Below are 23,559 nucleotides of genomic sequence, written 5' to 3'. Positions count from 1 at the left end.
TCCCTGAGATTAAGGATTGGACCGTGCGGCGGCTGACGCACGCGTCGAAACTGCTGCACCGTGCATAACGCGGTGGTGGGCGGATTCCAAGGGCAGTGGCGACGCAGCCCGGAGGAGGAGGCGATCAGGATATGTCTAGGGTTAGCGCGTAGGGCTGGCGCCTTGCCGGTAGCTCAACGATGGGAGATCAGGTCTTCCTGGCTTCAAGAGCAGCGATGCGCTCCTCGACCTCGGTGACACGCTCGTCGAAGTCACTGGCGGCCGCGCGCATCATCACCAGCATGCCGGCAGAGTCCCGACGCTGCTTGCGGATCAAGGCTTCCATGCGCTCGTGCTCGGTTCGATTATCCAGCCTGAACTGTCCGACCTCTGTCCGGAGCGCAGCAATGCTCTCCTGGATCTTGATCAGGATCGAATGGACAGCTTCTGTCGGAGTCTCGACCATGGATGGAACATAACAGAAACATCCATGGCCGACAAGGGCCGGCAGATCAGGCCTTCAGCACCTCGACGCCCGGCAGCGGCTTGCCTTCCATCCACTCCAGGAAGGCGCCGCCGGCGGTCGAGACATAGGTGAAGTCCGAGGCAACTCCGGCCTGGTTGAGCGCCGCGACGGTATCGCCGCCGCCGGCCACCGAGACCAGCTTCTTGGCCTTGGTGCGCTCGGCCGCGTGCTTGGCGGCGACCATCGTGCCGCGGTCGAACGGGTTCAGCTCGAAGGCGCCGAGCGGGCCGTTCCAGACCAGGGTTGCGGCATCATCGATCGCGGCGTGGATGCGCGCGGTCGATTGCGGGCCGACGTCGAGGATCATGCTGTCCGGCGGAATGGCGTCGAGCCCATAGGCGAAGGACGGCGAGTTCGCCGCGAAGTGATAGGAGACGGTGGCATCCACCGGCAGGATGATGGCGCAGTTGGCGGCTTCCGCCTTCTCCATGATCCTGAGAGCCGTGGCCGCCAGATCCTTTTCAGCCAGGGACTTGCCGATCTGCACGCCCTGCGCATGCAGGAAGGTGTTGGCCATGCCGCCGCCGATCACCAGCGCATCGACCTTGGTGACGAGGTTTTCCAACAGGTCGATCTTGGTCGAGACCTTGGCGCCGCCGACGATCGCGATGACCGGCTTGGCCGGCCGGCCCAGCGCCTTGTCGAGCGCGTCGAGCTCGGCCTGCATGGTGCGGCCGGCATAGGCCGGCAGCTTGTGGCCGAGGCCTTCGGTCGAGGCGTGGGCGCGGTGCGCGGCAGAGAAGGCATCGTTGACCCAGATGTCACCGAGCTTGGCGAGCTCGGCGACGAAGGCCGGATCGTTCTTCTCTTCCTCTTTGTGGAAGCGCGTGTTCTCCAGGCACAGCACGTCGCCGTCCTTCATCGCGGCGATCGCGGTCGCGGCCGGCTCGCCGATGCAGTCGTCGGCAAAGGCGACCGGGCGCTTGATCACCTGCGACAGCGCAGTGGCGACCGGCTTCAGCGAGTCCTTGGCATCGCGCCCCTTCGGCCGGCCGAAATGCGCGAGCAGGATGACCTTGCCGCCCTTGGTCGCGATCTCATTGATGGTCGGCGCGACGCGCTCCAGGCGCGTGGCATCGGTGACGTGGCCATTCTCCATGGGCACGTTGAGGTCGACGCGCAGCAGCACGCGTTTGCCTTTGACGTCGACGTCGTCGAGGGTGCGGAATTGTTTCATGAGATGCCTCCCAGGCGTCATGCCCGGCCTTGTGCCGGGCATCCACGTCGTCCTTCTGCGGGCGTAAAACGTGAATGGCCGGGACAAGCCCGGCCATGACAGTCAATTTTTGTTAGAGCAGCTTGCCCATCGCCACGGCGGTGTCGGCCATGCGGTTGGAGAAGCCCCACTCGTTGTCGTACCAGGACATCACGCGCACGAGGTTGCCGTTCATGACCTTGGTCTGGTCCATGTGGAACGTCGAGGAGTGCGGATCGTGGTTGAAGTCGATCGAGACGTTCGGCGCCGTGGTGTAGCCGAGGATGCCCTTGAGCTCCTGCTCGCTGGCGCGCTTCATCGCCTCGTTGATCTCCTTCGGATCGGTGTTGCGCTTGGCGACGATCTTGAGGTCGACCACGGAGACGTTGGGCGTCGGCACGCGGATCGCGACGCCGTCGAGCTTGCCCTTGAGCTCGGGCAGCACCAGGCCGATCGCCTTGGCCGCACCGGTCGAGGTCGGGATCATCGACATCGCCGCCGCGCGGCCGCGATAGAGATCCTTGTGCATGGTGTCCAGCGTCGGCTGGTCGCCGGTGTAGGCGTGGATCGTGGTCATGAAGCCGGTCTCGATGCCGACCGTGTCGTTCAGCACCTTGGCGATCGGGGCCAGGCAGTTGGTGGTGCAGGAGCCGTTGGAGACGACCAGGTGCTCCCTCGTCAGCGCGGTGTGGTTGACGCCGTAGACGATGGTGGCGTCGGCGCCGTCGGCCGGCGCGGAGACCAGCACGCGCTTGGCGCCGGCGGTCAGGTGCGCTGAGGCCTTGTCCTTTGAGGTGAAGATGCCGGTGCATTCCAGCGCGATGTCTACGCCGAGATCCTTCCAGGGCAGCTTCGACGGATCACGCTCGGCCGTCACCTTGATCTTGCCGTTGCCGATGTCGATGCTGTCACCGTCGACGGTCACGGTGTGGGGGAAGCGGCCGTGCACGCTGTCGAAGCGCAGCAAATGGGCATTGGTCTCGACCGGGCCGAGATCGTTGATGCCGACCACCACGATGTCCTTGCGGCCCGATTCCGCGATGGCACGCAGAACGTTGCGGCCGATGCGGCCAAACCCGTTGATCCCGACCCGGACTGCCATTTTCGTCTCCTTCAATGACGTTTCTCATCCCCGTCGGCAGCCTTCTCACGGGCCCCACGAGGGTTTTGGAACTGTTGCCGCCCGGTTCTGCCGGGCGGGAGCGGACGATATGGTCCTTTCGTAGTCCTTTTTTTGCGATCGCTCAACCGTCGCGAATCACGTTCGTGCAGCGCTCCTGATTTGGTGAACCGCCGCGCGGGGTCGAGCGGGCCTTTACGCCAGCCGCTGTACGGCCGCCGCGACAGCCGCCTCGGCGGTGATGCCGAAATGCTTGTAGAGCTCCTTGGCCGGGCCGCTTTCGCCGAACGAATGCATGCCGATGAAGATGCCGTCCTGGCCGATGACCGCGTCCCAGCCCCAGCGCACCGCGGCTTCGACGGCGATCTTGACCGGCGCGTTGCCGATGATCTTGGCCCTGGTCTCGGCCGGCTGCTCCAGCAGCAGCTCCAGAGACGGCACCGAGACGACGCGGGCTGGGATGCCACGCTCGGCGAGCTGCTTCTGCGCCGCCACCGCGATCTCGACCTCGGAGCCGGTCGCGAACAGCGATACCTTGGCCTCGCCCTGGGCGGCGACCAGCTCATAGCCGCCGCGGCTGCACGGATTGTCGGATGGTGCGTTGGTGCGCAGCTGCGGCAGGTTCTGCCGCGTCAGCGCCAGCACCGTCGGACCGTTGGTGCGGTTCAGCGCCAGCTCCCAGCATTCGGCGGTCTCGACCGCATCGCACGGCCGGAACACCCGCATGTTGGGGATCGCGCGCAGCGCGGCCAGATGCTCGACCGGCTGGTGCGTCGGGCCGTCCTCGCCGAGGCCGATCGAATCATGCGTCAGCACGTAGACGACGCCGGCGCCCATCAGCGCCGACAGCCTGATAGCGCCACGCGCATAGTCCGAGAACACCAGGAAGGTGGCGCCGTTGGGCGCGAAGCCGCCATGCAGGAAGATGCCGTTCATGCAGGCGGCCATGCCGTGCTCACGGATGCCGTAATGGATGAAGCGCCCCTTCGGCGTCTTGGCCGAGAACGAGACAGCCGACTTCGCCTTGTTGTTGTTGGAGCCGGTGAGGTCGGCCGAGCCGGCCACGAACTCGAACGGCATTGCGGCTGCGATCACCTCGATCGCGGCCTCCGACGATTTGCGGGTGGCGACGTTGAGCGGGGTCTCCAGCAGCGCCTTCTTGTGGTCCTTCAGCGCCTTCGCCAGCGCGGCGGGCCGCTCGTGGCGCAGCCGGCGCTCGAACTCGGCGCGCTTGCGCGGGCCCATCTCGCCAAGCCGGGTCTCCCATTCGCCGCGCGCAGCCGCGCCGCGGCGGCCGGCCTCGCGCCAGGCGGCGAGCACGTCGTCGGGCACCGAGAACGGCTCCTGCGAAATGCCGAGCTTCTCCTTGGCGCCCTTCAGCTCCTCTGCCCCGAGCGCCTCGCCATGCACCTTGGAGGTCCCGGCCTTGGTCGGCGCGCCGTATCCGATCGTGGTCTTGCAGGCGATCAGCGACGGCTTCGACGACTTCTGCGCCCGCGCGATCGCGGCCGCAATGGCCTCGGGATCATGGCCGTCGATCAGCTCGGCGGCCCAGCCGCACGCCTTGAAGCGCTTCACCTGGTCGACCGAGTCGGCAATCGACAGCGGGCCGTCGATCGAGATGCCGTTGTCGTCCCACAGCACGATCAGCTTGTTGAGCTTCCAGTGCCCGGCCATCGCGATCGCTTCCTGGGAGATGCCCTCCATCAGGTCGCCGTCGGACGCCAGTACATAGGTGTGGTGGTCGACGATCTTCTTGCCGTATTCGGCCTGCAGCATCTTCTCGGCCAGCGCCATGCCGACCGCGGTGGAGATGCCCTGGCCGAGCGGGCCGGTGGTAGTCTCGATCCCCTTGGTGCGGAAATTCTCCGGGTGGCCCGGCGTCAGCGAATCGACTTGGCGAAAGCGCTTGATCTGGTCGAGCGTCATCTCCTCGTTGCCGGTGAGATACAACAGCGCATAGAGCAGCATCGAGCCGTGGCCGGCGGAGAGCACGAAGCGGTCGCGGTCCGGCCAGGCGGGCGCTGCGGCATCGTATTTCAGCACGCGGGTGAACAGCACGGTGGCGACGTCCGCCGCGCCCATCGGCAGGCCCGGATGGCCCGATTTGGCCTTCTCGACGGCGTCCATTGCGAGCCCGCGGATGGCGTTGGCCATGCGGGAATGATCGACCTGCGTCATGCTGGAATCCGTCCAAACGTGAAATGCTGATGACAGGAGCCCGCCGGTATTGCTGGCGGGCCGGGATTTTGCGGGCTGATTAGCACCTCGGTTCCGGGAATCAAAGGTTCTGCAACGCCGGGAACCTCCCAAAAGTTGCTTAGTAGTGCATAGTTTCGGCCGAGCGTTGCGCTTGGCTCGCCCAGCACGTAAGATTTTGCCCGTAACCGCTTGCCGGACAGCGCTTTTGTCGCATCCCGCTGGCTCCGAGGGCCTCGCATCCGTGCCATGAACGATCACCCTGCCAATCTTACCGGCCAGGTGGAACCCGGCGCCGCCGATCTCGAGGCGGCGACGCGGCGACTGATGACGGCCCTCGACGCGCTGGAGAGCGCGGTCGAGCGGCGGCGCGAGGCGGATCGTGACGAGGACGAGCTCGCAACGCGCATCCAGGCGCTCGGCGCCGACCGCTCGCGTCTCGCCGACGAGCTCGATGGCTCGTTGATGAAAACGCGCCGGCTCGAGCGCACCAATCGCGAGATCGCCGAACGTCTGGACACCGCGATCGGCACCATCCGCACCGTGCTCGCTGGCGGCGACGGGCAGAACGCCGCTGAAGACGATGAGGACGAGGAATGAGCCACATCAACGTCACCATCAACGGCCGCCAATATCGCATGGCCTGCGAGGAAGGCCAGGAGCTCAGGCTGCTCAAGCTCGCCGAGAGTCTCGAATCGCGCATCACCAATCTGCGCGGCAAGTTCGGCGAGATCGGCGACGCCCGGCTCACGGTGATGGCCGCGCTCACCGTGTGCGATGAGCTGATCGACGCCAATCAGCGCGTGCAGGTGCTGGAGCAGGAGCTCGAAGGCCTGCGCAACGTGCGCAACCAGTCCGCCGACCGCGCTCGTGCGACTCAGGTCGCCGTCGCCAAGGCCCTCAACGCCGCCGCGGAACGTATCGAGCGCACCACGCAGGTGCTGAACCGCACCATCGGTGGTGGCGTGGCGATCGGGTGAGCGTGTATCGTGTCCGCCGGGCGTGACGACGACCTTCGCACTTTACTGCCACAGGTGCTCGCACGGCTCGCGCGCGATGAAGATCAATTGGACTGCGATATCGAAAAGTCCTTATTTGAAGCCTTGTCGGATCTCGGCTGCGCTCCTTTTCTGACTGAAAAGCTCGTCGATTATATCCCATCGGCGTGCGGCCGCGCTTTTTTGCGTGAGGTTGGCGCCGTTCCCTCGGATCGCTACACCCGTCCTAATCTCGATGGAAGTCGTGGCCGGCCTCTTCGCTTTGCAGATGATCCGATTTGGATGATCGTCGAGGAGTTCGTTGAGACTTTGCGCACGTCGCCGGAGACGAGAAAGCAGTTCGCTCTGGCTGCACGACACAGCGCCGAAGTCGTTGTCCTCAACAAGGCTCTCAACGCGGGAATTAGACTAGAAGACATCAAGGGCAGTCGGGTAGCGACAGCGTTCATAGCACCCTTGCGTTTCGAGGTGCCCGGACATTCAGGGCGTGCCTCGCCATGGCGACGCTTGAAGCGGTGGCTGTCGAACGCCGGCGAGTGACAGGAGCCGACGCCCACGACGTCGCGCGAGCTGCCGTAGGGTGGGCAAAGGCGCGCCCGTGACGCTGCTGAGTCATACGCTGATGCCTCGCGCGCCGTGCCCACCGCGCTCACGCATGGCGGCGCCATTGCTGTCAGGCGGCGTCGCCGCGCAGACCGGCGCAGGCACAGCTCCTTCCATCTGCAACGGGATCGGCGACAACGGGGCAGGGGACCGGGAAGCGGCCTGCCTGCGCGAGCTGCGCGGCCGGGTCACGCGCAAGGGCGAGCTGCTGACCATCCGGTTCGAAACCGGCAAGCGGCAGACATACAAGAATGATCAGACGGCGTGCCAGAATGACGATGCGCAGCATTGCGTCAGCTACGTCCTGTTGGGCTATCACGCGGAGGCGCGCGTCTATGCCATCGGCATTTCCTACTACGAAGGCTGGCCCTCGCTCAAAGACCCTCCAACAGCGTCGCGATTGTCTGCAGCGGGAAAGCCGCTGCCAAGCCGCCGATGCCGAGGCCGACGACGCCAAGGACAATGGCGCCGATCCAGCCATGATAGTGAAAGCCGACGGCTGCGCCGACGAAGGCACCGGTCCCAAGCGTACAAATGGCCCAGAGAGTGTGAAGGATGAGTCCGATCGTCCTCAGCATGCGTGATCTCGCGTGTCAGCGGTCTCACCCGTCCCCCTCCGATTGGTCGCGCGGATACGCCGTTGTGCGGCAGCGAAGCCGATCACGTCATCGCGATGCGATCGTGTTGCGAGCGCTTGTCGTTCGCTACGGGCTGCCTTACTGCTTCCTGAAGCGGACTTGTCGAATCCTGCGAGACAAGCGGGATCGTCCGCACATCAGGGAGGTGCACTTGAACAAGCTGATCCTCGCGGCGGCGGCCGTCGCGCTCACAACGATCATTGCGCCGGTCGCTGCGGCGCCCTTGCCGGAAGCCAAGCCCGACGAGGTCGGCTTCTCGCCGGCGGGTCTCGCGCGCATGGACGATTTCTTCGCCCGCGAGATCGCCGCCAAGCGCGTGCCCGGCGCGGTCGTGGCGATCGCGCGTGACGGCAAGCTCGTGCATTACAAGGCGTACGGCCAGCTCGATCCGGTCAAGGGCACGCCGATGCCGCTCGACGCGATCTTCGCCCTGGCCTCGATGACCAAGCCGATGACTGCGGTCGGCGGGCTGATGCTGATGGAGCAGGGGCGGCTGCCGCTGCAGGCCAGGCTCGCCGACTACTATCCTGCCTTCGCCGACATGAAGGTCGGCGTCACCCAGGAGAACGGCGCGCTGCTGCTGGTGCCGCAGGCCCGCCCCATCCTGATCCATGATCTCTACCGCCACACCTCGGGCCTGATGTATGGCGGCCGGCCGGACAGCTCGAGCGCGGTGGCGCGGCTCTATCCCGACGGCACGGCGCCGGCGATCGAAGGCGACACCCAGGCCTTCATCGAGCGCATCACCAAGCTGCCGCTGGCGCATCAGCCGGGCACGCAGTTCGAATACGGCTTCTCCATCGACGTGCTCGGAGCCGTGATCGAGAAGGTCAGCGAGCAGCGGCTCGGTGAATATCTTTCAACCAATGTCTGGAAGCCGCTCAGCATGCAGGACGCGACCTTCGCGCCGACCGACGCACAACGCCCGCGGCTGGCGCATCCGTTTCCGAACAATCCGCTGACCGGCAAGCCGCAGGCGATCAAGCTCCTGGACACGCCGACGAAGTCGGACTGCGGCGGCGCCTGCTCGTTTGCCACTATCGGCGACTATGTCCGCTTCGGCCAGATGCTGCTCAATGGCGGTGAGCTCGATGGCGTGCGGATCCTGAGTCCGAAGACGGTGCACCACATGACCTCCAACCATCTCGGGTCCGAGATCAAGAACACCGTCGCCACTGTCGAGCCGCATCGCGCCGGATTCAGCTTCGGGCTCGGCGTCGCCGTGCGCGTCAGCGAGGGCCTGTCGGCGGTGCCCGGCAATCCCGGCGAGTTCAGCTGGAACGGCGCCTATGGCACGCAGTTCTTCTGCGATCCCAGGGAGCGTCTCGTCGTCGTGGTCGGCACGGCGGCGCCTGGGGACTTGCGCAAATATTATCGGGAGCAGGTGCAGGACATCGTCTATGGCGCGATGGTGAAATAGCGCATGCTCACGGTTCATCACCTCGGCAAGTCGCAGTCCGAACGTATCGTCTGGCTCTGCGAGGAGCTGGAAATTTCGTACGAACTGAAATGCTACACGCGCGACGCCCGGACGATGCTGGCGCCGCCCGAGTACAAGGCGCTGCATCCGATCGGCGCGGCGCCCGTGATCACCGACGGCGAGCTGGTGCTCGCCGAGTCCGGCGCGGTCGTCGAGTACATCATCGCCAAATACGGCCACGGTCGGTTGCGGCCCGGGCCGGACGATCCGAATTCGCGCCGTTCCTCTATTGGCTTCATTTCGCCAACGGCACCCTGCAGGCCGCGATGGGCCGGCTCATGATCCTCAACCGGCTCAATCTGCCGGACGACAATCCCGTGCTCGGCGCTATCAGGGGGCGGCTCGACCGCGCCTTTGCAGCCGTCGAGACGCGCTGCGGCGAGGCGGACTATCTGGCAGGCGGCGCGCTTACCGCCGCCGACATCATGACGGTGTTTTCACTCACCACCATGCGCTACTTCCTGCCCTACGACCTCGCGCCGTTCCCGAACATCCGCGCCTACCTCGCGCGCATCGGCGCCCGCCCGGCCTATCAGCGCGCCATGGCCAAGGGCGACCCGGGCATGGCGTTGTTGTTGAGCTGATCCCGCTCAGCCCGCGTGCCACCACGCAATGACGTCATCCGGCGTAGAGGCGATCGCTGTGAAGCCCGATCGCCTCACTTCCCCTGCCGCTTGCGGCTCCAGTCCAGGAACGAGCGATACAGCTCCTCCTTCTCCGCCTTCGAGGTCGGCGCCTTGGCCTGCGATTCGAGAAAGGCCTCGAAGCGCTCCTGCTGCGACAGACTGCCGGTCGCGGCGGGCGGCAGGCCGACATTGGCCTCGTTCTTCATCCGCTCCAGCACGGCGTCGACATAGGGATAGCGCTGCCAGCCCGGCACCTGGGCCTCGAGATTGAGATCCTTCCAGCCCGGATGGAACGGCGGCTGCTGCAGCCGCGCGAGGTTGGTGAACAGCGCATCGACGAAGCGATTGACGCGGTCGGCGCGGTCGCTGCCCGGCTTCCAGTTGTAGACGGCCAGCACCGACGGCACGGCGATGGTTTCCACGGCGGTGTCAGGTGCGACCAGTCCCGGATAGGTGTCGGCCTTGATGCTGGTCGGATAGTAGAAATCCGAGAATTGCTGCGTGTACGGCACCGGCACGAAGTGGAATCCAGGATCCGCCTTCTTGCCGCTGAACAGCTCGCCGGGCTTGGAGGCGACATAGACCATCGCGGCGATCTCGCCCTTGTGCAGCTTCTCCAGCGCAACAGGACCACCGATGGCGACAGGCTCGATGTCGATGCCGAGGCGCCGGAAGATCAGCGGCCCCGTATGCGCGGCGGCAACGCCGGCCGTTCCAACCGCGATCTTCTGGCCCTTCAGATCCTGCAGCGACTTGAACTCCTCGCGCGCATAGATGTGCACGTCGGAGATGAAGAAGCGCAGCACGTAGCGGATGCGGTCGTTGATGTTGGAAAGGCCGGCCTGCTTGGCGTAGAAGTCGAACGCATCGGCGTAGGTGACGGCGACGTCGACGCCGCGCAGATACAGGAGATCGGCGATGTTCGAGGTGGTGCCGCGCGTCACCATCGGGATCAGGCGCATGTTGTCGCCATCGTCCATCGTCCGCGCCATCTCGCTGGCGAGGCGCACGAAGCCGCCGTCGGGCAGGCCCGCGGCCAGGCCGACGGTCCATTGGTTCATGCGCGTCTTGATGGCGGCTTCATCCGAGGTGCTCCGTGGCTCGGGCGCGCGGGTCTCGGAGACCCGACGCTGGACGGCCCGCCGTTCGGACGCGCGCGCAGGCTTGATCGAGAGCGGAGCGGCGGACTGCTCTTGCGCCCGCACCGCGCCGACGGGGGTAAGCAAGGCAGCCGAAAGCGTTGCCAGCACCAGCAGCGCTGGCCGGGCGAGTACTCTGTGCATGTGACTAGTCCCCGATCGCGTCTGCTCGCCATTCCCCCGAGCAGACTGATGACACAGATCAATCCAAGATCGTATCTCAATGAGCCCTAAACCTGGCAGTTTTGGGGCAAAAACTACCTAAGGTTTCAGGTAGCTCCAGCCGCTCTCCTGCAATTCCATCAGCCTCACTGCGCCCGAGGGCACCAGGCTCGCTTCGGCGACGATCGCAATCGGATGTCCTTCGCGTTTCTCCATGCCGCGTTTGGTGATGTTGCAGGCGGAGAACCTGATCTTGGCGGGAAAGCTGAGCTCTGCGATCTGCTTGAGCCGGTCCTTCACCGGCGAGGTATCCTCGCGCAGCATGTTCAGCCCGGGTCCATAGGTGACGAGCTCGATCTCGACCTCCTCGCCCTTCTCCTTGAACGTCTCCATGATGTTGGTGGCGTTGTTCAGCGCCAGATTCATGATCGCCGGATCGTTCTGATCGACCTGGATCGAGACGCGATGAATCTTGACGTCGGCGGCGAGGCTCGCAGCAGCCGACGCGATCAGCAGCGCGCAGGCGGCCGTGACAGTTTTGAGATCGAAGCGCATGCCAGGACTCCAATGTACGATACACGGCATTGGGATGTGGGCATGATCTGCCACAACCTCAGCTTCGACCGATGAGCCCCAATCGTGGCGACACTATGCGCTGCCGACACGGCGCTGCCGCGGGAGCGCCGTCATCGCCACGGCGTCATTGCGAGCGCAGCGAAGCAATCAAGACTGCATCTGCGGAGAGATGGGCGCGCTAGTCGGGGACGACGGCGGAATGCTGGGCTGGCGGCACGCGAGCAGATGCACGTCGTAAACTGCATGACGGGCAATCCGCACATATCCATCATGCGCAAACTGCCCGTCGCGTTACGATGTCGCAGGCTGCGCGGCTTGTCACGTCGAGGCTGGGCAAGAACTCAGTGTTCACGGTAAGATTTGGGGGCATGACGAATCGGCCGTTCAAGAGCGGCGAGAGCCGCGATCAAAAGAGCCTGCTTCCGCCTCGGATTGAGGATTATGTCGGGCCGGACAATCCGGTTCGTGCGATTGACAGCTACGTCAACGCTCTCGATCTGGCCAAGCTTGGCTTCCGCCACGCCAAGCGGAGGGGATCGGGTGTCGGGCAGCCGCCGTACGATCCGGCGGACCTGCTGAAGCTTTATCTCTATGGTTATCTGAACCAGATCAGATCGTCGCGCCGGCTCGAGCGTGAAGCCGGCCGCAATCTGGAGCTAATCTGGTTGTTGAGGAACCTGAAGCCCGGCTATCGGACGATTGCGAACTTCCGCAAGGAGAACTGGGCTGCCTTGAAGGCGGCGAACCGTAGCTTCGTCCTGTTGCTGCAGGAGATCGGGTTGATCGGCGGGACCCTGGTCGCGGTCGACGGCGCGCTGTTCCACGGCAATGCCAGCAAGGACAGCATCTTCACGCGCGGGAAGCTCGCCAAACAGATCGCCAAGCTCGATGAGGAGATTGAGGCGTACGGCAAGTCTCTCGACACCAACGACGCGGCGGAAGCCAAGCAGCCCGACGACGGCAAGGATGGCAACAAGGATGGCGGCGATGTCGGGGACAAGATCAAGGAGCTGATGGCCAGGCGTGAACGCGCACAGTCCGATCTGGAGAACCTGGACAAGGGCGACAAGGGACAGGTGTCGAAGACCGATTCCGATGCGCGACTGCTGAGCAAGGGCGACCAGACGATCGCAGGCTACAATGTCCAGAGCGTCGTCGACGACAAGCATAAGCTGATCATCGCCAGCGAGGTCGTCAATCGCAGCGATACAGGACACCTTCATATGATGGCGAAGGCGGCCAAGGAGGGCCTCCAGGTCGAGGCGCTGCAGATACTGGCAGATGTTGGCTATTACAACAGCGAGGATATCAAGGCTTGCGAGGATGACGGCGTCACCGCCTATGTCCCGCTGCATCACGGCAATGGCAAGAAGCACGGTCGCTTCACGCGAGGTGACTTCACCTACAATTCCGCGACCGACACCTACCAGTGTCCCGCAGACCAAGCGCTGCATCCAACAAAGAAGCTCTGGAAGAATACGAGCGGCAGGATGGAACGCCGCTACCTGGCCTCCGTGGCGACTTGCGGCATCTGCCCCCTCAAGGCGTCTTGTCTCTCTGCGAAGGAAAAAAGCCGCCGCGTCTCTCGATGGGAGCACGAAGAGGTGCTGGATCGTCACCGCCAGAGGATGGCGAGCGAACAGGCCGGCCAATTGATGCGCCGCCGCTCGGCCATCGTCGAGCACCCGTTCGGCACGCTCAAGTGCCGCGCCGGCTATCAGCACTTCCTTGTCCGCGGCTTCGACAAGGTTCGCGGGGAATGGAGCCTCATGGCGCTCTGCTACAATCTCACCCGCGCCCTCAACATTCTCGGCTTCGACGACTTCCTCGCCCGCATCGCCGAATGGGCTCTTGCAGCTCTACATGCCACTTCCGGCGAAGCGAGGGGCGCATGGGAGGCGGTTTCGCTTGCCCTGATCCGATTCTGGACCATGATGCAGTCATGGCTCGAAATTGCACCGCGCCGAGCCCTCTCACCCCCCTAATTCGGATTCTTGCCCAGCCTCGTCGGGCAAATCAGGTCGATCTTTCCGCCCGTCCTGCTGCCGCATGAGGGGCGTTTCGCGACCGTCACGGACCGTTGGCAGTGGGATGCGATGGGCGTGAATTGCCGCAGCGTGAGCTACTTCACGCGGACGAACGGCGATGCACGTACGGTCAAGTCGCGTGGTCCTGACACCCCGATGCTGGTGTCCCGCGCAATGCGCGCAAGCGCGTTGTCGCGCATGGTGGCCAACAAGCCCGGCGCACCAAGGAGATCGCGAAGCAGCCGTTCAAACCGTCGCGCAGGGAAGGCCGGGTGTTTCCGGCTGCACCTGTGGTACCTGCCGCCTGCATTTTTTTGAGCAGGCGGGCCACGGGCGTCAGCCGACGCCCGGCCTTCCCTGTGCCCTCTGTCTTGAGGGGGGCGATCGAGATCAACAGCTCGGACGCAACGCGTCGCGAGGACGCGAGCCCATGCCATGTTCTGTTGTGTTGCCGCCGCCCCATCGCTGTCATCGCCGGCGCAGTGTGCGCCGCGGTCCCTCGATTTCGCCATCGCCGTCACGGCGTGCTGCGCGCCCGGTCGGGCCGGGCGACGACGCCGAATGTTGGCAACCGTGTCGCGCCTCGACCCGCTTCCACCGCTGGCAAAATCATCCCGTGATGGTTACATTGCAACTGCGAGGCTGCGACGCGCGTCCGGAACCAACATATCCCCGGGGCCTTATCGATCCTTTAGGGAACTGTCCCTGGCCAGGTCTGTGGACCTGGACATATGGTGCCCACCTACTTTCGTAGGGAACTCCGGGATCGAGCGTTTCAACGGCGATTGCGGCTTCGCGCTTGTTTTCCGTCTCTCCTCTCCCCTTCGGTTGCCGACCTGCTGCGTTTCTGCAACGTTTGCGTGCCCGCGTCCGCCCGCCCGTCACGGAGGTCACGTCGCATGCCGATGAAGGCCGCTCAGCACACCAAGCAGCAGCTCCGAGCCGCAGCCCTTGCCGCGCGCGACGCGTTGAGCGACGAGACGCGGAGCGCGGCCGCGCAGGCGATCGCCGCGCGCGGGCTCCCCTTCGCATTCGAGCCCGGCACGGTCGTCTCCGGCTATGCGCCGGTCCGCAACGAGCTCGATCCGATGCCGTTGCTGCGTGAGCTGGCGGGGCAGGGGGCGCGGCTGGCGCTGCCGGTCGTGCTGGCGCGCGGCCATTCGCTCTCGTTCCGCGCCTTCGCGCCGGGCGACCGGCTGACGCTCGGGTCGCTCGGCATCCCCGAGCCATCGCCGGCAGCCGCCGAGCTGGTGCCCGATGTGATGCTGGTGCCGCTCGCCGCCTTCGACCGCACCGGCCACCGCATCGGTTACGGCGGGGGCTACTACGACTACACCTTTTCGCACCTGCGGAAGATGCATCACGTCATCGGCGTCGGCCTCGGCTTCGCCATTCAGGAAACCGAGGCCATCCCGGCCTTGGCCCACGACGCGGCGCTGGATTATGTGCTAACCGAGCGCGAGACCTTGGATTTCCGGAGCAATTGAGTTGCGAATTCTCTTCGTCGGCGACGTCGTCGGCCGGGCCGGCCGCAGCGCCGTCTCGGACCACCTTCCAGGCTTGATCCGCGATTGGGCGCTCGATCTCGTCATCGTCAATGGCGAGAACGCGGCCGGCGGATTCGGCATCACCGAGGCGATCTATCAGGAGCTCGTCGATGCCGGCGCCGACGCGGTCACGCTCGGCAACCACTCCTGGGATCAGCGCGAGGCACTGGTGTTCATCGAGCGCGCGCCGCGCCTGGTGCGCCCTGCGAACTATCCGGCAGGCACGCCCGGCCGTGGCGCCGCGCTGATCGACGCCAAGAACGGCGCCCGCGCGCTGGTGGTCAACGTGCTCGGGCGCGTGTTCATGACGCCGTTCGACGATCCGTTCGCGGCGGTCGGCCGCGAGCTCGGCGCCTGTCCGCTGCGAGAGGCGGCGGATGCGATCGTGGTCGACGTGCATTGCGAGGCCTCCAGCGAGAAGCAGGGCCTGGGCTATTTTTGCGACGGCCGCGCCAGCCTTGTCGTCGGCACCCATACGCATGTGCCGACGGCCGATCACCGGATCCTGCCCGGCGGCACCGCCTACATGACCGATGCCGGCATGACCGGCGATTATGACTCCATCATCGGCATGCAGAAGGACGAGCCGCTGCGCCGCTTCCAGTCGGGCATCCCGTCGGCGCGCTTCGAGCCGGCCTCCGGCGAGGCGACGTTGAGCGGCGTGGCGGTCGAGACCGACAACGGCACCGGGCTTGCGATCAAGGTCGCGCCGGTGCGCATCGGCGGCCGGCTGTCGCCGACGAGGCCGGCGTTCTGGGGAGGATGAGAGCCTGCGTCAGGCCTTGAGGCGAAAACCCATCCGGAACGCGCCCCAATGCCGGCCCTTGATGACAATCGGCGCGGACAGGTCCTTCATCAGCACGAACTGCCCGCCGCCCATGTCGCGGCGGTAGGTCTGGAGCAGAAACGGCTTGTTGCTGGCGGCGGCCACCTTCTTCACCGCGCGGTCGTCGAACAGCCGGCGGTTGCGGCAGTTGGCGTTGTTCCAGACCGGATCGGGCCCCTGCGGCTTGCGGTAGTTCGGATTGTGCGTCGGCAGATAGCCGCCGCGCGCCCAGGCGACGCAGAACACGATGCGCGGGTCGCTGCCCTGGATCGGGTCCTGGATTGCCGGCAGGACGCGGTCGGTGAACTCGACGTAGCGCGTCATGTACTGCTTGGGATTGGTGCCGGGGATCTCGCGATAGCTCTCGTCCATCAGGTCGGCGAGCGTGATCTCGCCGCGGTCGATCGCCCCCTCGAAGGTCGCCGAGATCTGCCGGGCGGTGTCGACGACGGTCCTGATCAGCGGCGCGTCCGTGGTCTGTACGCCGCTCTCGGCGATCAGCCCGATCAGCGCCTCGGAATGATCGAGCAGCTTGGCGATCCGGCTGTCGGCTTGTTTGAGCTCGACCGAGGACTGGTCGACGCCCTTGGCGAGCTCGTTGAGCTCGGTGATGACCGTGTCGCAATGCGCGAGGTTGGAGGTCGCGGCCTTCGCCACGCCGTCGATCTCCTGGCCGACGCTGGTGAAGCCGTCCTGGACGCGGACGATGATGCCGCCGATCTGCTGGGCGCCTTCACCCGCCGTCTTGGCGCGCGACGAGGCCTGGCCGCTCTCGCCGAGCAGGCTCTTCACCTGCGAGTCGAGCCCGCGCAGGGTGTCGCCGATCTGCTGCGTGGCCTGGCGAGTCGCCTCGGCGAGCGACTTCACCTCGCTGGCGACGACAGCGAAGCCCCGGCCGGCGCTGCCGGCACGGGCCGCCTCGATGGTGGCGTTCAGCGCCAGCAGGTTGGTCTGCTTGGCGATCGCCTCGATCGCGACCGAGACCTTGGCGACCTGCGACAGCGCATCGCCGACCGAGCCGAGCCGCTGCTCGATCCGCTCCACGGAGTCGACCAGTTCGGCGATGTGCCGGACCGCGGTGTCGACCACGTTGCGCGACTGGGCGATGTCGCCCACTGCGGCGGTCGTGGCCGATTGCACCGCCTGCGAGGCGGTGGCGATGTCGTGATTGGCTGCGACCATGGTCTTGGCGGTGGCCTGCAGATGCCCGAACCGCTGCGACTGGTAGCTGACGCGGGCGGCGACCTCCTGGACGTTGCCGGCGACGTCGGCAAGCTCGACGCCGAGGCCGCCGATGCGGTCGGCGATCTCGTCGATCAGCCGCTCGGCGCCGGTGCGCGCGTCGTGACTTTCCAGAATGGCGCGTTGCGCGACCGACATGTCCAGGCTCCAGGGCTTGAAAGGATCAGAAAATCACCGCTCGACTCACAATTTGTAGGCGGTGCGGAAGCCGCCCCAGTGCCGGCCGCGGACCCGGATCGGCACGTCGATTTCGCGCATCATGACGGTATTGCCATTGCCCATGTCGCGCGCGTAGCTCTGGATCAGATAGGGCCGCTGGTTGCGGCCCGCGGCGAGCCCGGCCGGATCGTTGAAGATGCGGCGGTTGCGGCTGTTGGCGGTGTTGAAGGCTGCGTCGCCCGGCCGCTGCGGATGCGAATAGATCCGGTTGTGCACCGGCAGATAGCCGTTGCGATCGATCGCGACGCAGAACGCCATGCGCTGGTCCTTGGCGAGGAAGGCCTCCTGGAACGAAGGCAGCACGCGCTCGGCCCAGTCGAGAATCCGGCTGCGGTGCTGCTGCGGATTGGTGCCGGGGATCTCGACATAGTTGGTATCGAACATGTCCTCGAGCGTGATCTCGCCGCGTGCGACAGCGCTTTCGAACCTCCGGTTCAGCTCGGTGCCGGCTTCCATGGCGCGGGTGACGAACTCGTTGTTCTCCTCGTGCAGCGCCCAGAGCTTGTCCTCGATCTTCTCGCGCAGCTCGGCATTGGGCGCATCGAACCGCGCCTGGGCGCCGGCCTTCACCTGCTCGGTGACGCGCAGGCGGCACGGGCCGACGTCCTCCAGCACGGCGTCGAACCCCTCGTTCACGGCGAGACGGCTCGCGTCGGGGCCGGTGATCAGCACGCCGTCGTTGGCAATCTCGTAGACCGCGGCCGTGATCGTGCGGGCGCCGGATTTGATCTCGAGCTTGAGATGGCAAGGCAGGCGCTCGCTGCCGCTGCGCACGGGCCGATCGCCCTGGCGCAGCAGCACGGCACAGCGCGCCTTCAGCTTCTGGGCGTACATGGTTACGGCGCGCCCGGCGTTCGTGACGCGCTCGCCATAGCTCTCGGCCTGCTGGGTGGCGCTGCTGATGTCGGCGGCGCTGTCGACCACCGAGGATATGAACTGCGAGGCCTGCGCCGCATTGTTCGATATCGCGCCGGTGGTCTGGTTCTGCTCGGCGACGGCGCCGTTGACGTTGGTGAAGACCGGGCGGATCGCCTCGATCGCCTGGGCGATGCGGTGGACGGCGTCGGCCGAGCCGGCGGCGTCCTTCTGCAGTGCCTCGATCTTGCGGGTGATCTCCTCGGTCGCGTTCTGGGTCTGGACGGCAAGCGCCTTGACCTCGGTCGCCACCACCGCGAAGCCGCGGCCGGCGTCGCCGGCGCGGGCGGCCTCGATGGTCGAGTTGAGCGCGAGCAGGGTGGTCTGGCGCGCGATCTGGGAGATCAGGTTGACGACGTTGCCGATCGCCGCCGAGGATTCGCGCAGGCGGTCGACGTTGGCCCGAGCTTCCGTGGCGGCGGCGCTGGCCTGGTCGGCGAGCTGGCCGCCGTCCTGGACCTGGGCACGGATACCGTGGGCGGACTGGGTCACCTTCTCTGCGGCGTGGGCGAACGTCGCCGCCGTTCCTTGCGCGGCGCTGCTGCGGCCGCTCAGCGAATCGGCGCGCTGGCGAATGTCCGTCAGCGTCCCCGCCGTCGCCTCGGCGCCGCTGGCGACCGCATCGGCGGCGCGCTCGAGCTGGCGAATCATGCCGCCGAGTTCCAGCTCCAGCAGGTCGAGGATGGCCTTGGCCGAATCGGCATCCGACGACGCCGGCGGCTCCGGCGCGGCCACCGGTTTCGGTTCAGCCACCGGATCGGGCGCAGAGGGTCGTCTTGCAAGGAAACCAAACGCCATGGGGCGGCCCCGGTGCGGTGAAAAGGTGCAGAGGGGCGGCATCGTTGCACTTGACTGTGAAGCCGTGGTTAACATTTGGCTTATGGTGCAGGGCAGCCAACCGGCTCTTCGAAGGGGGCGGCCACCCTGAATCCACCTCAAATCTTTGATTTTGACGATTCCCGGCCTATAAGGCCGCGCTTCCCCCACCTGATCCCTACGATTTCAAGAGACCTCGCATGGCCGGCCATTCCCAATTCAAGAACATCATGCATCGCAAGGGCCGGCAGGATGCGATGAAGTCCAAGCTGTTCGGCAAGCTGGCGCGCGAAATCACCGTCGCCGCCAAGCTCGGCACGCCGGACCCGGCGATGAACCCGCGGCTGCGGGCCGCCGTGGTCGCCGCCCGGGCCGAGAACATGCCCAAGGACAACATCGAGCGCGCCATCAAGAAGGCGCTCGGCGGCGAGGGCGACAATTACGACGAGATCCGCTACGAGGGCTATGGCCCGGGCGGCGTCGCCGTCATCGTCGAGGCGCTCACCGACAACCGCAACCGCGCCGCCTCCGACATCCGCTCCTACTTCACCAAATCCGGCGGCAATCTCGGCGAGACCGGCTCGGTGTCGTTCATGTTCGACCGCGTCGGCATCATCGAATACGACCGCAGCGTCGCCTCGGATGACGCGGTGCTGGACGCCGCCATCGAGGCTGGCGCCGACGACGTGATCTCGGGCGAGGGGGGGCACGAGATCTATGCCTCGCCGGAGAGCCTGCGCGAGGTCGCCAAGAATCTCGAGGCCAAGTTCGGCGAGCCGCGCAAGGCGGCGCTGACCTGGAAGCCGCAGAACACCGTGGCGGTCGACGACGAGACCGCCGAGAAGCTGCTGAAGCTGATGGATCTGCTGAACGAGCACGACGACGTCCAGAACGTCTATGCCAATTTCGAGATCTCGGACGCGCTGATGGCGAAGATGGGCGGTTGACGGACGCTTGACCACGTCGTTCGTCCGTTCCGTTTATGTTTCCATCGGTGTGGCGCAAGGCTATCTCTATCCCATGAAAGCCCAGCCGATTCGCGCAGCCGTCCGTATCATTGGGATCGATCCCGGCCTCCGCCGCACCGGCTGGGGGGTGATCGAGAGCGAGGGCAACCGGCTGATCTATGTCGGTTGCGGCTCGGTGGAGCCGCCCGACGACCTGCCGCTGGCGAGCCGGCTGCTGGCGATCCATGAGGGGCTTTCGGCCGTGCTCGGCCGCTTTGCCCCGATGGAAGCCGCGGTCGAGCAGACCTTCGTCAACAAGGATGGTGTTGCGACCCTGAAGCTCGGCCAGGCCCGCGGCATCGCCATGCTGGCGCCGGCCATGTTCGGGATTTCGGTCGCCGAATACGCCCCCAACCAGGTCAAGAAGACCGTGGTCGGCGCCGGCCATGCCGACAAGGGCCAGATCGCGGTGATGCTGAAGATCCTGCTGCCCAAGGCCGAGCCGCCGTCGGCGGACGCAGCGGACGCGCTCGCCATCGCCATCACCCACGCCCATCACCGCCAGGGCCAGGCGCTGCGCATGAAGGTGGCGGGGCTATGATCGGCAAGCTCAAGGGGCTGATCGATTCCTACGCTGAGGATTTCGTCATCCTCGACGTCGGCGGCGTCGGCTATCAGGTGCACTGCTCGGCGCGGACGTTGCAGGCCTTGCCGTCGCCGGGTGAAGCCGCCACATTGTCGATCGAGACCTATGTGCGCGAGGACCAGATCAAGCTGTTCGGTTTTCGCTCGGATGTCGAACGGGAATGGTTTCGCCTTTTGCAGACGGTGCAGGGCGTCGGCGCCAAGGTCGCCCTCGCCGTGCTCGGCACGTTGCCGCCGGCCGATCTCGCCAACGCCATCGCGCTGCGCGACAAGGCGGCGGTGGCGCGCACGCCGGGCGTCGGCCCCAAGGTCGCCGAGCGCATCGTGACCGAGCTGAAGGACAAGGCACCGGCCTTCGCCGATGTCGATCCCGGCGTGGTCAGGCTGTCCGGTGCGATCGAGGAGCAGCGCGCACCGCAACCCATCGCGGATGCCATCTCCGCGCTCATCAATCTCGGCTACGGCCAGCCGCAGGCGGCCGCCGCGATCGCGGCCGCCTCTCGCGCGGCCGGCGACAAGGCCGAGACCGCGCAACTCATTCGCCTCGGTCTCAAGGAGCTGGCGAAATAGGCTATCGTCGCCCGGCCGGGCGAGCAGAAGGACAATCATTTCCCCCATGGTGAGCAAGAAGGACAAGGAGCTGATCGAGGCGGCGGCGTCAGCGGTGAAGAGCCGCTACCGCAACGACTGGCAGGAGGTCGGCGCGGCCGTGCGCACCCGCGACGGCCGCATCATCACCGGCGTCAACATCGACGCCTATCTCGGCCGCAACGCCGTCTGCGCCGAGGCCATCGCGATCGGCCGCGCCATCACCGAGCACGGCGATCACGGCATCGAGACCATCGTCGCGGTGCGTCATCCCAAGCCGGGTGAGCCGGGCGAGGTCGCCGTGGTCTCGCCCTGCGGCACCTGCCGCGAGCTGATCCACGACTATGATGCCAAGGCGCGTGTCATCGTGCCGTCGAACGGTAAGGGGCCTGCGGCGGTGACGATCGGCGAGCTGCTGCCGAACAAATACAGGCGCGGCAACGAATGAAGCCGCCTGCGCGCATGGTCAGTCCGGAGCGGCGCTCCGACGATGTCGGTGACACCGCGCTGCGTCCGCAGCAGCTCTCCGAGTTCGTCGGCCAGCAGCAGGCGCGTGCCAATCTGTCGATCTTCATCGAGGCGGCGCGCAAGCGCGGCGAGGCGCTCGACCATGTGCTGTTCGTCGGTCCTCCTGGTCTTGGCAAAACCACCTTGGCCCAGATCGTCGCGCGCGAGCTCGGCGTCGGCTTCCGCGCCACATCGGGCCCGGTCATCGCCAAGGCCGGCGATCTGGCGGCGCTGTTGACGAACCTCGAAGAGCGCGACGTGTTGTTCATCGACGAGATCCATCGTCTCAGCCCGGCGGTCGAGGAGGTGCTCTATCCTGCGATGGAGGATTTTCAGCTCGACCTCATCATCGGCGAGGGACCGGCGGCCCGCTCGGTGAAGATCGACTTGTCGAAGTTCACGCTGGTCGGCGCGACGACGCGCGCAGGCCTGCTGACAAATCCGCTGCGTGATCGTTTCGGCATCCCGATCCGGCTGAACTTCTACACGGTCGAGGAGCTGGAGGGCATCGTGACGCGCGGTGCCCGCGTGCTCGGCGTTGGCATGACCGCCGACGGCGCCAACGAGATCGCGCGCCGCGCCCGCGGTACCCCGCGCATCGCCGGCCGGCTCTTGCGCCGGGTGCGTGACTTCGCCTCGGCGGCGAACGCCAGCGCGATCGATCGCGCCATCGCTGATCATGCCTTGAGCGCGCTGGAGGTCGATGCCGCCGGGCTCGATGCAATGGACCGGCGCTATCTCTCGACCATCGCCCTGAACTACGGCGGTGGGCCGGTCGGCGTCGAGACCATGGCGGCGGCGCTGTCGGAGCCGCGCGACGCGATCGAGGACATCATCGAGCCCTATCTGATCCAGTGCGGCTATCTGCAGCGCACGCCGCGCGGCCGGCTGTTGACCTCGCATGCGTTCCGGCATCTCGGCATGGCCGAGCCGAACCGCGATCCCAGCCAGTTCGGCCTGTTCGGCAGTGAGGACGATGCTTAACGAAGCTGCTGACAATCTGCACGGACGCACCCGAAATCGGTTGCAATGATCGAAGAAAAGGATTGCGTGCGAGGAGTTCGTCCATGCTGTCACGCCGTCGTTTTCTGTCATTCTCCGGCGGTCTTGCCGCGACCGGTTTTTCGACCGCGACCTATGGCGTCGGCGTCGAGCCGCTCCGCCTGGGCGTCACCGACTATCACATCCATCCACGCAACTGGCCGGCTGGGCTAAGACTGAAGATCGCGGCGATCGCCGACATCCACGCTTGCGATCCCTGGATGTCGCTGGCGCATATCGACGGGATCGTCCAGCGGACCAACGCGCTGCAGCCGGATCTGATCGTTCTGCTCGGCGACTATGTCGCTGGTCATCGGCATCACATCGGACGCATCGACGCTTCGGAGTGGGCGCCGGTGCTCGGCGGCCTCAAGGCGCCGCTGGGCGTGCACGCCATCCTGGGCAATCATGATTACTGGGATGATCGAACCGTGCAGCGCGATGGCCGCGGCGCGCCGTATGCCCAGAAGGCGCTCGAGGCCGCCGGCATTCCCGTCTATGAGAACGATGTGGTGCGGCTCAGCAAGAATGGTCATGCCTTCTGGCTCGCCGGCCTCGGCGATCAGCTGGCCTACATGCCGGCCAGGCGCTTCCGGTCCGTGCCGCGGATCGGCATCGATGATCTCGCGAGCACACTGCGCAAGGTGACGGACAGCGCGCCGGTGATCCTGCTGGCGCATGAGCCCGACGTTGCGCTCCGGGTGCCGTCGCGGGTGGCGCTGCAGCTCTCCGGGCATACGCATGGCGGGCAGGTTCGCGTGCTCGGCTGGTCGCCGGCCGTTCCCGCGCGCAATGGCGTCAATCTGGCCTACGGCCACATCCGCACCCAATGCGACGTGATCGTTTCCGGCGGCCTCGGCTGCAGCATCATGCCAGTCCGGATCGGCATGCCGCCGGAGATCGTGCTGGTCACCGTCGGCGGGGAACCTGTGGAGGTGACGTCGTAGCCTGCTCTTGCTAGCCTGCTCTTGCGCTGGCCGTTGAACTGGGCGAAACGA

General features: G+C 65.9%; 24 protein-coding genes, 1 other RNA gene and 1 pseudogene. 16 read left to right on the top strand and 10 right to left on the bottom strand.

The window, feature by feature from the left end; translation table 11 throughout:
- Nucleotides 1–187: 187 nt before the first annotated feature.
- The 4 genes from QX126_RS21815 to tkt all read right to left on the bottom strand — a co-directional run bounded on the left by QX126_RS21815 (nucleotide 188) and on the right by tkt (nucleotide 5,001).
- Nucleotides 188–445 carry a hypothetical protein gene (locus QX126_RS21815; RefSeq protein ID WP_315771739.1) on the bottom strand — a complete coding sequence of 86 codons (258 nt, stop codon included), beginning with the start codon at nucleotides 443–445 and terminating at the stop codon, nucleotides 188–190.
- Between the two features lie 46 nt (nucleotides 446–491).
- Nucleotides 492–1,682, bottom strand: a complete 1,191-nt coding sequence (locus tag QX126_RS21810) for a phosphoglycerate kinase (RefSeq protein WP_315783581.1) — start codon at nucleotides 1,680–1,682, stop codon at nucleotides 492–494.
- A gap of 112 nt (nucleotides 1,683–1,794) precedes the next feature.
- A complete protein-coding gene (gene gap / locus QX126_RS21805) occupies nucleotides 1,795–2,802 on the bottom strand; it encodes a type I glyceraldehyde-3-phosphate dehydrogenase (RefSeq protein WP_315783580.1) in 1,008 nt (335 codons plus the stop codon).
- Nucleotides 2,803–3,015: 213 nt separating this feature from the next.
- Nucleotides 3,016–5,001, bottom strand: a complete 1,986-nt coding sequence (tkt, locus tag QX126_RS21800; protein ID WP_315783578.1) for a transketolase — start codon at nucleotides 4,999–5,001, stop codon at nucleotides 3,016–3,018.
- A gap of 267 nt (nucleotides 5,002–5,268) precedes the next feature.
- On the opposite strand from tkt, the gene QX126_RS21795 reads away from it, so the two are divergent.
- From QX126_RS21795 to QX126_RS21785, 3 genes are read left to right on the top strand one after another with little or no spacing between them, the layout of a single operon-like run.
- Nucleotides 5,269–5,619, top strand: coding sequence for a DUF4164 domain-containing protein (locus QX126_RS21795; RefSeq protein WP_315771745.1), 351 nt, complete (start codon nucleotides 5,269–5,271; stop codon nucleotides 5,617–5,619).
- The gene (locus QX126_RS21790) at nucleotides 5,616–5,999 is read left to right on the top strand and encodes a cell division protein ZapA (protein ID WP_315753275.1); all 384 of its coding nucleotides are present in this window, start codon (nucleotides 5,616–5,618) and stop codon (nucleotides 5,997–5,999) included. The genes QX126_RS21795 and QX126_RS21790 overlap by 4 nt, the downstream gene beginning before the upstream one ends.
- A 9-nt stretch (nucleotides 6,000–6,008) precedes the next feature.
- Complete coding sequence (locus QX126_RS21785) at nucleotides 6,009–6,557, top strand: hypothetical protein (RefSeq protein WP_315783576.1); 549 nt, start codon at nucleotides 6,009–6,011, stop codon at nucleotides 6,555–6,557.
- 133 nt (nucleotides 6,558–6,690) lie between these two features.
- Here QX126_RS21785 and QX126_RS21780 read toward each other — a convergent pair whose 3' ends face one another.
- Nucleotides 6,691–6,909 (bottom strand): hypothetical protein, encoded by a 219-nt coding sequence (locus tag QX126_RS21780; protein WP_315783574.1) that lies wholly within the window; start codon nucleotides 6,907–6,909, stop codon nucleotides 6,691–6,693.
- An 85-nt stretch (nucleotides 6,910–6,994) separates the two neighbouring features.
- Nucleotides 6,995–7,198 (bottom strand): hypothetical protein, encoded by a 204-nt coding sequence (locus QX126_RS21775; RefSeq protein ID WP_315734396.1) that lies wholly within the window; start codon nucleotides 7,196–7,198, stop codon nucleotides 6,995–6,997.
- Nucleotides 7,199–7,409: 211 nt separating this feature from the next.
- Here QX126_RS21775 and QX126_RS21770 point away from each other — a divergent pair, with 211 nt between their 5' ends.
- Together QX126_RS21770 and QX126_RS21765 are read left to right on the top strand one after the other, a co-directional pair.
- On the top strand, nucleotides 7,410–8,678 hold the full coding sequence (locus tag QX126_RS21770; protein WP_409999116.1) for a serine hydrolase domain-containing protein: 1,269 nt from the start codon (nucleotides 7,410–7,412) through the stop codon (nucleotides 8,676–8,678).
- 3 nt (nucleotides 8,679–8,681) lie between these two features.
- Nucleotides 8,682–9,322, top strand: a pseudogene (locus QX126_RS21765) (glutathione S-transferase family protein).
- 74 nt (nucleotides 9,323–9,396) lie between these two features.
- Here the strand turns inward: QX126_RS21765 and QX126_RS21760 are convergent.
- Both QX126_RS21760 and QX126_RS21755 read right to left on the bottom strand, forming a co-directional pair.
- Nucleotides 9,397–10,647, bottom strand: coding sequence for a TAXI family TRAP transporter solute-binding subunit (locus tag QX126_RS21760; RefSeq protein ID WP_315734392.1), 1,251 nt, complete (start codon nucleotides 10,645–10,647; stop codon nucleotides 9,397–9,399).
- Nucleotides 10,648–10,764: 117 nt separating this feature from the next.
- Nucleotides 10,765–11,220, bottom strand: a complete 456-nt coding sequence (locus tag QX126_RS21755; RefSeq protein WP_315775409.1) for a DsrE family protein — start codon at nucleotides 11,218–11,220, stop codon at nucleotides 10,765–10,767.
- Nucleotides 11,221–11,537: 317 nt separating this feature from the next.
- Here QX126_RS21755 and QX126_RS21750 point away from each other — a divergent pair, with 317 nt between their 5' ends.
- From QX126_RS21750 to QX126_RS21730, 5 genes are all read left to right on the top strand, one after another.
- The gene (locus QX126_RS21750) at nucleotides 11,538–13,226 is read left to right on the top strand and encodes an IS1182 family transposase (RefSeq protein ID WP_315783572.1); all 1,689 of its coding nucleotides are present in this window, start codon (nucleotides 11,538–11,540) and stop codon (nucleotides 13,224–13,226) included.
- A gap of 9 nt (nucleotides 13,227–13,235) precedes the next feature.
- Entirely contained in the window at nucleotides 13,236–13,586 is a 351-nt protein-coding gene (locus QX126_RS21745; protein WP_315783570.1) for a hypothetical protein, read from the top strand.
- A gap of 318 nt (nucleotides 13,587–13,904) precedes the next feature.
- A non-coding RNA gene (gene ssrS, locus QX126_RS21740) (6S RNA) lies at nucleotides 13,905–14,066 on the top strand.
- 107 nt (nucleotides 14,067–14,173) lie between these two features.
- Nucleotides 14,174–14,755, top strand: coding sequence for a 5-formyltetrahydrofolate cyclo-ligase (locus tag QX126_RS21735; protein ID WP_315783756.1), 582 nt, complete (start codon nucleotides 14,174–14,176; stop codon nucleotides 14,753–14,755).
- 1 nt (nucleotide 14,756) lies between these two features.
- Nucleotides 14,757–15,581 carry a TIGR00282 family metallophosphoesterase gene (locus QX126_RS21730; protein WP_315734388.1) on the top strand — a complete coding sequence of 275 codons (825 nt, stop codon included), beginning with the start codon at nucleotides 14,757–14,759 and terminating at the stop codon, nucleotides 15,579–15,581.
- Nucleotides 15,582–15,590: 9 nt separating this feature from the next.
- Here QX126_RS21730 and QX126_RS21725 read toward each other — a convergent pair whose 3' ends face one another.
- Together QX126_RS21725 and QX126_RS21720 are read right to left on the bottom strand one after the other, a co-directional pair.
- Nucleotides 15,591–17,021, bottom strand: a complete 1,431-nt coding sequence (locus QX126_RS21725; RefSeq protein ID WP_315783568.1) for a methyl-accepting chemotaxis protein — start codon at nucleotides 17,019–17,021, stop codon at nucleotides 15,591–15,593.
- A 45-nt stretch (nucleotides 17,022–17,066) separates the two neighbouring features.
- Nucleotides 17,067–18,815 (bottom strand): methyl-accepting chemotaxis protein, encoded by a 1,749-nt coding sequence (locus QX126_RS21720; RefSeq protein WP_315783566.1) that lies wholly within the window; start codon nucleotides 18,813–18,815, stop codon nucleotides 17,067–17,069.
- 218 nt (nucleotides 18,816–19,033) lie between these two features.
- Between QX126_RS21720 and QX126_RS21715 the strand changes: the two genes are divergently transcribed.
- The 6 genes from QX126_RS21715 to QX126_RS21690 all read left to right on the top strand — a co-directional run bounded on the left by QX126_RS21715 (nucleotide 19,034) and on the right by QX126_RS21690 (nucleotide 23,508).
- The gene (locus QX126_RS21715) at nucleotides 19,034–19,780 is read left to right on the top strand and encodes a YebC/PmpR family DNA-binding transcriptional regulator (protein ID WP_315734381.1); all 747 of its coding nucleotides are present in this window, start codon (nucleotides 19,034–19,036) and stop codon (nucleotides 19,778–19,780) included.
- A 73-nt stretch (nucleotides 19,781–19,853) separates the two neighbouring features.
- Entirely contained in the window at nucleotides 19,854–20,381 is a 528-nt protein-coding gene (gene ruvC / locus QX126_RS21710; RefSeq protein ID WP_315775405.1) for a crossover junction endodeoxyribonuclease RuvC, read from the top strand.
- Nucleotides 20,378–20,995 carry a Holliday junction branch migration protein RuvA gene (gene ruvA, locus QX126_RS21705; protein ID WP_315783564.1) on the top strand — a complete coding sequence of 206 codons (618 nt, stop codon included), beginning with the start codon at nucleotides 20,378–20,380 and terminating at the stop codon, nucleotides 20,993–20,995. The genes ruvC and ruvA overlap by 4 nt, the downstream gene beginning before the upstream one ends.
- 46 nt (nucleotides 20,996–21,041) lie before the next feature.
- A complete protein-coding gene (locus tag QX126_RS21700; RefSeq protein ID WP_315734375.1) occupies nucleotides 21,042–21,461 on the top strand; it encodes a cytidine deaminase in 420 nt (139 codons plus the stop codon).
- Entirely contained in the window at nucleotides 21,458–22,504 is a 1,047-nt protein-coding gene (ruvB, locus tag QX126_RS21695; protein WP_315753251.1) for a Holliday junction branch migration DNA helicase RuvB, read from the top strand. The genes QX126_RS21700 and ruvB overlap by 4 nt, the downstream gene beginning before the upstream one ends.
- Before the next feature lie 83 nt (nucleotides 22,505–22,587).
- On the top strand, nucleotides 22,588–23,508 hold the full coding sequence (locus QX126_RS21690) for a metallophosphoesterase (protein ID WP_315783562.1): 921 nt from the start codon (nucleotides 22,588–22,590) through the stop codon (nucleotides 23,506–23,508).
- Nucleotides 23,509–23,559 lie beyond the last annotated feature (51 nt).

Origin of the sequence: Bradyrhizobium sp. SZCCHNPS1003, assembly GCF_032381555.1 — a bacterium.
GTDB lineage: Bacteria > Pseudomonadota > Alphaproteobacteria > Rhizobiales > Xanthobacteraceae > Bradyrhizobium.
Note: the sequence above shows the minus strand (reverse complement) of the source record. Positions and strands in the feature narration are given on the sequence as shown.

Bases quoted from the DNA above. Each gene is read 5' to 3' on its own strand.
- QX126_RS21795 (WP_315771745.1), top strand. From the start codon at position 5,269: ATGAACGATCACCCTGCCAATCTTACCGGCCAGGTGGAACCCGGCGCC.
- ruvC (WP_315775405.1), top strand. From the start codon at position 19,854: ATGAAAGCCCAGCCGATTCGCGCAGCCGTCCGTATCATTGGGATCGAT.
- gap (WP_315783580.1), bottom strand. From the start codon at position 2,802: ATGGCAGTCCGGGTCGGGATCAACGGGTTTGGCCGCATCGGCCGCAAC.
- QX126_RS21780 (WP_315783574.1), bottom strand. From the start codon at position 6,909: ATGCTGCGCATCGTCATTCTGGCACGCCGTCTGATCATTCTTGTATGT.
- QX126_RS21790 (WP_315753275.1), top strand. From the start codon at position 5,616: ATGAGCCACATCAACGTCACCATCAACGGCCGCCAATATCGCATGGCC.
- QX126_RS21760 (WP_315734392.1), bottom strand. From the start codon at position 10,647: ATGCACAGAGTACTCGCCCGGCCAGCGCTGCTGGTGCTGGCAACGCTT.
- ruvB (WP_315753251.1), top strand. From the start codon at position 21,458: ATGAAGCCGCCTGCGCGCATGGTCAGTCCGGAGCGGCGCTCCGACGAT.
- QX126_RS21735 (WP_315783756.1), top strand. From the start codon at position 14,174: ATGAAGGCCGCTCAGCACACCAAGCAGCAGCTCCGAGCCGCAGCCCTT.
- QX126_RS21690 (WP_315783562.1), top strand. From the start codon at position 22,588: ATGCTGTCACGCCGTCGTTTTCTGTCATTCTCCGGCGGTCTTGCCGCG.
- QX126_RS21815 (WP_315771739.1), bottom strand. From the start codon at position 445: ATGGTCGAGACTCCGACAGAAGCTGTCCATTCGATCCTGATCAAGATC.
- ruvA (WP_315783564.1), top strand. From the start codon at position 20,378: ATGATCGGCAAGCTCAAGGGGCTGATCGATTCCTACGCTGAGGATTTC.
- QX126_RS21750 (WP_315783572.1), top strand. From the start codon at position 11,538: ATGTCGCAGGCTGCGCGGCTTGTCACGTCGAGGCTGGGCAAGAACTCA.
- QX126_RS21720 (WP_315783566.1), bottom strand. From the start codon at position 18,815: ATGGCGTTTGGTTTCCTTGCAAGACGACCCTCTGCGCCCGATCCGGTG.
- QX126_RS21755 (WP_315775409.1), bottom strand. From the start codon at position 11,220: ATGCGCTTCGATCTCAAAACTGTCACGGCCGCCTGCGCGCTGCTGATC.
- QX126_RS21810 (WP_315783581.1), bottom strand. From the start codon at position 1,682: ATGAAACAATTCCGCACCCTCGACGACGTCGACGTCAAAGGCAAACGC.
- tkt (WP_315783578.1), bottom strand. From the start codon at position 5,001: ATGACGCAGGTCGATCATTCCCGCATGGCCAACGCCATCCGCGGGCTC.
- QX126_RS21700 (WP_315734375.1), top strand. From the start codon at position 21,042: ATGGTGAGCAAGAAGGACAAGGAGCTGATCGAGGCGGCGGCGTCAGCG.
- QX126_RS21775 (WP_315734396.1), bottom strand. From the start codon at position 7,198: ATGCTGAGGACGATCGGACTCATCCTTCACACTCTCTGGGCCATTTGT.
- QX126_RS21725 (WP_315783568.1), bottom strand. From the start codon at position 17,021: ATGTCGGTCGCGCAACGCGCCATTCTGGAAAGTCACGACGCGCGCACC.
- QX126_RS21715 (WP_315734381.1), top strand. From the start codon at position 19,034: ATGGCCGGCCATTCCCAATTCAAGAACATCATGCATCGCAAGGGCCGG.